Genomic DNA, 6,122 nt, shown 5'->3' with positions numbered 1-6,122 from the left:
TCGTACTGGACGTACTTGGGGCTTCGGCCGGTGCGGCGAGGGTGCGTGCCGGGCGCCGTGGGTGCTGTGCGGGACTTTCAAAACACCCCCTAGGGGGTGTTCTGGCCCGGGGTCAGCGGCCTCCTCGGGCCACGCAGTCCGTGAGGTGGTCGTCGACCAGGCCGCACGCCTGCATCAGGGCGTACGCCGTGGTCGGGCCGACGAAGCGGATGCCGCGCTTCTTCAGCGCCTTGGAGAGCGCGGTCGACTCGTCGGTCACCGCGGGGACGTCCGCGAGGGACTTCGGTGCCGGGCGCCCGGCCGGGTCGGGGGCGAAGGACCAGATCAGCTCGTCCAGTTCGCCCGGCGCCCACTCCGCCAGCGCGCGGGCGTTGGCCATCGTCGCCTCGATCTTGGCGCGGTTGCGGATGATGCCCGCGTCGGCGAGGAGGCGCTCCTTGTCGGCGTCCGTGAAGGCCGCCACCGAGGCGATCTTGAAGTCGGCGAAGGCGATCCGGAAGCCCGGGCGGCGGCGCAGGATCGTGATCCACGACAGGCCCGACTGGAAGGCCTCCAGGCACAACCGCTCGTACAGCGCGTCGTCGCCGTGGACCGGGCGGGCCCACTCCTCGTCGTGGTACGACACGTAGTCCTCGGTCGACAGGGCCCAGGGGCAGCGCAGCGCGCCGTCCGGGCCTGCGAGAGCGTCGGTCACCGGTGCTCGTCCTCCGTGTGCTCCCCGCGCTTGTCCAGCGAGGGCGCGGTGGTCGCCCGGGCGCCGGCGAGCGCGGCCTCCAGGTCGGCGATCCGGTCGTCCCGCTCGGCGATCTCGGCGCCGAGCCGGCCGAGCGCGTCGTCGACGTCCGTCATGCGGTAGCCGCGCGCGGCCAGCGGGAAGCGCAGGTTGTCCACGTCCGCGCGGTTGACCGGCCGGTCCTCGGGCAGCGGATCGTCGAGCCGCTCGGACGCCACCTCGGGCAGGGGCGCGCTCTCGCCGCCGCCGACCACGGCCAGGGTCACCGCGGCGACCACGACGGCGAGCGCGACGACCAGGAACAAGAACATGAACATCGCTGAGGGTCCCCACGCTCGATGTGCTCGGTGTCGAATGTGTCAGGGTCCGATCGTGCCATGCGAGTCTGACAGTTAGGGTCGCAGGCGGCCCATCAGCTGCACGTACTAGGAGAGGTCACAGGGGATGCTCAGGCTGGGCAGGCGTGAATTCGGCGCACACGAGCCGGTGATCATGGCGATCGTGAACCGGACCCCCGACTCCTTCTACGACCAGGGAGCCACCTTCCGCGACGAGCCCGCCCTCGCGCGCGTGGAGCAGGCGGTGGCCGAGGGCGCCGCCATCATCGACATCGGCGGGGTCAAGGCCGGTCCCGGCGAGGAGGTGACCGCCGAGGAGGAGGCGCGGCGGACGGTCGGCTTCGTCGCCGAGGTGCGGCGCCGCTTCCCCGACGTGGTCATCAGCGTCGACACCTGGCGTCACGAGGTCGGCGAGGCCGTGTGCGAGGCCGGCGCCGATCTCCTCAACGACGCCTGGGGAGGGGTCGATCCGCGGCTGGCGGAGGTCGCCGCACGGTACCGGGTGGGGCTGGTGTGCACGCACGCGGGGGAATCCGAGCCGCGTACGCGCCCGCACCGGGTCACGTACGACGACGTCATGGCCGACATCCTGCGCGTCACCCTCCAACTCGCCGAGCGGGCCGTCTCGCTCGGTGTGCCCCGGGAGTCCGTGATGATCGATCCCGGGCACGACTTCGGGAAGAACACGCGGCACAGTCTTGAGGCGACGCGGCGGCTGGGCGAGATGGTCGGGACGGGGTGGCCGGTGCTGGTGTCCCTGTCCAACAAGGACTTCGTGGGCGAGACGTTGGACAAGCCGGTCAAGGAGCGGGTGGTGGGGACGCTCGCGACGACCGCCGTGTCGGCGTGGCTGGGGGCGCAGGTGTACCGGGTGCACGAGGTCGCGGAGACCCGGCAGGTGCTCGACATGGTCGCGTCCATCGCCGGGCACCGGCCTCCGGCGGTTGCCCGGCGCGGGCTCGCCTAACGGCGGGCTGGACGGGGGGTACGGAGTTTTTTCGCGCCCCTCCGCCCCTTCCCGTCCCGTCCTCCTGGGGGCTTCGCCCCCTTTCCCCCTTGTCGCGCTTCGCGCTCGTCCTCAAACGCCGGACGGGCTGAACACCCGCCCTCAGCGGGTGGGTGGGGGATCGGGATGGCTGGCCGTCCGCACACGCCGGACGGGCTGAAAGCCACCCTCTACCTGCCCGCCTCCTTCGACACCAGCGCCACCGCCTCGTCCACGTCGTCCGTCAGGTGGAACAGGAGGAGGTCCTTCTCGGAGGCCTTGCCCTGGGCGATGAGGGTGTTTTTGAGCCAGTCGACCAGGCCGCTCCAGTACTCCGTGCCGAAGAGGACGATCGGGAAGCGGGTGACCTTCTGGGTCTGGACGAGGGTGAGGGCCTCGAAGAGTTCGTCGAGAGTGCCGAGTCCGCCGGGCAGGACGACGAAACCCTGCGCGTACTTGACGAACATCATCTTGCGGACGAAGAAGTACCGGAAGTTGAGGCCGATGTCGACGTACGGGTTGAGGCCCTGCTCGAAGGGGAGCTCGATGCCGAGGCCGACGGAGACGCCCTTCGCCTCGCAGGCGCCCTTGTTGGCGGCCTCCATGGCGCCCGGGCCGCCTCCGGTGATGACGGCGAAGCCGGCCTCCACCAGGCCGCGCCCGAGTTGCACGCCCGCCTCGTACTCCGGGGAGTCCACCGGTGTGCGGGCCGAGCCGAACACGCTGATCGCGGGCGGGAGTTCGGCGAGGGTGCCGAAGCCCTCGATGAACTCCGACTGGATGCGCAGGACCCGCCAGGGGTCGGTGTGCACCCAGTCGGAGGGGCCGCCCGCGTCCAGCAGGCGCTGGTCGGTGGTGCTCGCCTGCACCTGGTCCCGCCTGCGCAGGACGGGGCCGAGACGCTGCTCCTCCGGTGGCTGCTGCGAGCCCTCGGGGTCTCCGGTAGCCATGTGCGCTCCCTCCGCTCGGCGATGGTTCCTTCCCAGCGTAGATCTACGCGGGTTACGGAGGGGGGACGTGAGCATGTCCGCCATGAACCGCCGTCCGGGACACCGGGGTCAGGACGTCAGCCAGGACCGCAGCTTCTCCTCGGCCTGCGGGATCAGTGACGCCAGGACGCGCTCGTCGACCTTGTGGGCGAGGAGCGGGTCACCGGGGCTGTAGTTCACCGCGGGCACCCCGAGCGCGCTGAAGCGGGCGACGTCCGTCCAGCCGAACTTGGGCCGGGCCTGACCGCCGACGGCCGCCATGAAGGCCGCCGCGGCAGGGTGGTCCAGGCCGGGGCGGGCGGCGCCCGTGTGGTCGTCCACGACGAACTCCTCCACACCGCAGTCGGCGAAGTAGTCGCGCACGAAGGCCTCCGCCTCCTCCTCGCTGCGGTCGGGTGCGTAGCGGAAGTTCACGACGACGGTGCACGCGTCGGGGATGACGTTGGTGGCCACGCCGCCCTCGATGCGCACGGCGTTGAGGCCCTCGTGGAAGCGGAGGCCGTCCACGACCGGCGTGCGCGGCTCGTACGCGGCCAGCCTGGCCAGGATCGGGGCCGCCGCGTGGATCGCGTTGGAGCCCATCCACGCGCGCGCGGAGTGCGCCCGCTCCCCCTTGGTCTTCAAGAACACCCTGAGGGTGCCCTGACAGCCGCCCTCCACCTCGTTGTCGGTCGGCTCCAGGAGGACCGCGAAGTCGCCCGCCAGCCAGTCGGGGTGGGCCTCGGCCACATGCTTCAGGCCGTTCAGGTGTCCGGCGACCTCTTCGTTGTCATAGAAGACGAACGTGAGGTCCCGGTTGGGCGTGGGGACCGTGGCCGCGATGCGCAGCTGGACCGCGACGCCGGACTTCATGTCGCAGGTGCCGCAGCCCCACAGGATGCCGTCCTCGTCGAGACGCGAGGGGACGTTGCCCGCGATCGGGACGGTGTCGATGTGCCCGGCGAGGATCACACGCTCGGCGCGGCCCAGGTTCGTACGGGCCACGACGTTGTTGCCGTAGCGGTCCACCGTCAGGTGCGGCAGGGCGCGCAGCGCCGTCTCGATCGCGTCCGCGAGCGGCTTCTCGCTGCCGCTCTCCGAGGGGAAGTCGACGAGCTGCGCGGTGAGCTCCGCGGCGTCCAGCGTGAGGTCAAGCGGGGTTTCGGCCATGGCCCAGACCCTAACGCGCCGGGCCTGCGGGACCGGTTTCCAAGGTTGTCCACAGGCCTCGGGGGCAGCGACAGCACCCTCCAGTACCTTGTACGTCGTGCCAGAGCCGTCACCCACCTCCTTCCCGCGCGGCCGCCTCCTCCGTTCCGGGGCGGCCGTCGTGGTCCTGCTCGCCCTCGCGGGCTATCTCGCGGTGCAGTACGTCACCGGCGGCACCGGTGCGCCGCGCTGCGAGGTCGTCTCCGGCAAGGGCGACGGGGCGTCGTTCGAGTTCTCTCCGGAGCAGGCGGTGAACGCGGCGGCGATCTCCGCGGTCGGCACCGCGCGCGGGATGCCCGAGCGCGCCGTCACCATCGCGCTCGCCACCGCGCTCCAGGAGTCCGGGCTGCGCAACATCCGGCACGGCGACCGCGATTCGCTCGGCCTGTTCCAGCAGCGCCCCTCGCAGGGCTGGGGCACGAAGAAGCAGATCATGGACCCGACGTACGCGGCGGGTGTCTTCTACGAGCACCTCGCCAAGGTGACCGGGTACTCGCGGCTGCCGCTCACGGTCGCCGCGCAGCGCGTGCAGCGCAGCGGCTACCCGCAGGCGTACGCGAAGCACGAGCCGGACGCCACGCTGCTCGCCACGGCCCTGACCGGCCGGGCGGCGGCCACCCTGACCTGTGACGGGCGGCCCGGCGCGGACCGGACCGGCGGCGCGGACTCGGTGCGCACCGCGCTCGTCCGGGACTTCGGGCGCGACGTGCTGCAGGAGGCCGGCGAGGAAGTGGGCGCCGGGGCCGCCGCGTCCCCGTCGCCGAGCCCCTCGCCTTCGACGTCGGACGGCAGCGGTTCGGACCGCACCGTGACCGTCCCCGTGCCCACGCAGACCACGGCCGGGACCACGCTCGCTCAGCGCGGCTGGGAGCTGGCGCACTGGGCCGTGGCCAACTCCTCGGCGCTGCACATCGTCCGGGTCTCGTACGCGGGCCGGGTGTGGACGGCCGGGAACACCGACAGCAAGTGGCGCAGTGCCGCGCCCGGGAAGTCCGGCGGCGCGAAGGCCGACGCCGTGGTCCGAATCGTCACCGGGCAGTAGTACGGGTCTTCACTCTTCGGGAGTACCCACGCCCTGTCGGTTCGGCGGTGCGTGCAGCTTTTCGCGCGCTCACTCCCGCATCCGTCGAATCCCTTGAAAACAAAGGGCCGTAAGGATTCGGCAGATTTTTTGACCGGGCGCCTTATGCCCGTTTTTATCCGCAGATGATAATGCGACGCATTGCCAACTCTTTACGTTGGCCCGCCGCAACCTTCGCGGGCTTCGAGCGGTAGTCACTGCGTCCGAGCCCGGACGATCACCATCCGGAATCGGGCGCGACCACGTTCTCTCCCGTCTAAGGAGCATCATGTCCCTCCCCCTGACCCGCCGGATCGCCCGTGCCGCGCTGCTCATCGCAGCGGGAGCGGCAGCCGGGGTCGGTGCGGCCGGCTCCGCCAGCGCGGCGACCGAACTGCCGGCCACTCCCAACCTCGGCGGCCTGACCGCCCTGGACGGCGCGCAGGTCGGCAACACCGTCGACGGTGCCGCCCAGAACGCCACCGGCCTCGCGGGTGACGCCGGCAGCAAGGCGGTCAAGAAGACGGTGCCCGCCGCGGGCAAGACCGGCGGCAAGGCAGCGAAGACGGCGACACCGGCCGCGCAGAAGGTGGCCGGTGACACTGCGGGCCAGGCCGGCGGCCTGCTCGGCGACACGGCGTCGACCGCGACGAAGGGTGGGCTTCCGACGGATGCGGTGACCAAGGGTGGGCTGCCGACGGAGCAGCTGCCGCTGAAGGGGCTGCCGCTCGGCTAGTCCGCCCGGCTTGTTGCGGCGAGGGGTGGCCCCGGGTGGTGCCAGGGGCCCCCCCCCCCGGGGTTGTTGGGGGGGGGGGGTGGGGTGGGGGGG

Annotated in this window: 7 protein-coding genes; 3 read left to right on the top strand and 4 right to left on the bottom strand. The window is 71.7% G+C overall.

Annotation, left to right across the window (positions count from 1 at the left end):
- Nucleotides 1-112: 112 nt before the first annotated feature.
- Both ABZS97_RS43100 and ABZS97_RS43095 read right to left on the bottom strand, forming a co-directional pair.
- Nucleotides 113-694, bottom strand: coding sequence for a DNA-3-methyladenine glycosylase I (locus ABZS97_RS43100; RefSeq protein ID WP_356149148.1), 582 nt, complete (start codon nt 692-694; stop codon nt 113-115).
- Complete coding sequence (locus ABZS97_RS43095) at nt 691-1,050, bottom strand: DivIVA domain-containing protein (protein WP_356149145.1); 360 nt, start codon at nt 1,048-1,050, stop codon at nt 691-693. The genes ABZS97_RS43100 and ABZS97_RS43095 overlap by 4 nt, the downstream gene beginning before the upstream one ends.
- A gap of 127 nt (nt 1,051-1,177) precedes the next feature.
- Here ABZS97_RS43095 and folP point away from each other — a divergent pair, with 127 nt between their 5' ends.
- Nucleotides 1,178-2,038: a dihydropteroate synthase gene (folP, locus tag ABZS97_RS43090; RefSeq protein WP_356149137.1), complete on the top strand. Its 861-nt coding sequence runs from the start codon at nt 1,178-1,180 to the stop codon at nt 2,036-2,038.
- A gap of 209 nt (nt 2,039-2,247) precedes the next feature.
- Here the strand turns inward: folP and ABZS97_RS43085 are convergent, their stop codons facing one another.
- Complete coding sequence (locus ABZS97_RS43085) at nt 2,248-3,006, bottom strand: TIGR00730 family Rossman fold protein (RefSeq protein WP_356149134.1); 759 nt, start codon at nt 3,004-3,006, stop codon at nt 2,248-2,250.
- A 108-nt stretch (nt 3,007-3,114) separates the two neighbouring features.
- Nucleotides 3,115-4,194 (bottom strand): succinyl-diaminopimelate desuccinylase, encoded by a 1,080-nt coding sequence (gene dapE / locus ABZS97_RS43080; RefSeq protein WP_356149132.1) that lies wholly within the window; start codon nt 4,192-4,194, stop codon nt 3,115-3,117.
- A gap of 97 nt (nt 4,195-4,291) precedes the next feature.
- On the opposite strand from dapE, the gene ABZS97_RS43075 reads away from it, so the two are divergent.
- Together ABZS97_RS43075 and ABZS97_RS43070 are read left to right on the top strand one after the other, a co-directional pair.
- Nucleotides 4,292-5,275, top strand: coding sequence for a heavy metal transporter (locus tag ABZS97_RS43075; protein ID WP_356149129.1), 984 nt, complete (start codon nt 4,292-4,294; stop codon nt 5,273-5,275).
- Between the two features lie 307 nt (nt 5,276-5,582).
- Nucleotides 5,583-6,029, top strand: coding sequence for an ATP-binding protein (locus ABZS97_RS43070; RefSeq protein WP_356149126.1), 447 nt, complete (start codon nt 5,583-5,585; stop codon nt 6,027-6,029).
- Nucleotides 6,030-6,122 lie beyond the last annotated feature (93 nt).

The sequence above is a fragment of the Streptomyces sp. NPDC005485 genome (genome assembly GCF_040606085.1).
In the GTDB taxonomy this organism is placed as follows: Bacteria; Actinomycetota; Actinomycetes; order Streptomycetales; family Streptomycetaceae; genus Streptomyces.
This window is presented reverse-complemented; position numbering and strand designations above follow the sequence as displayed.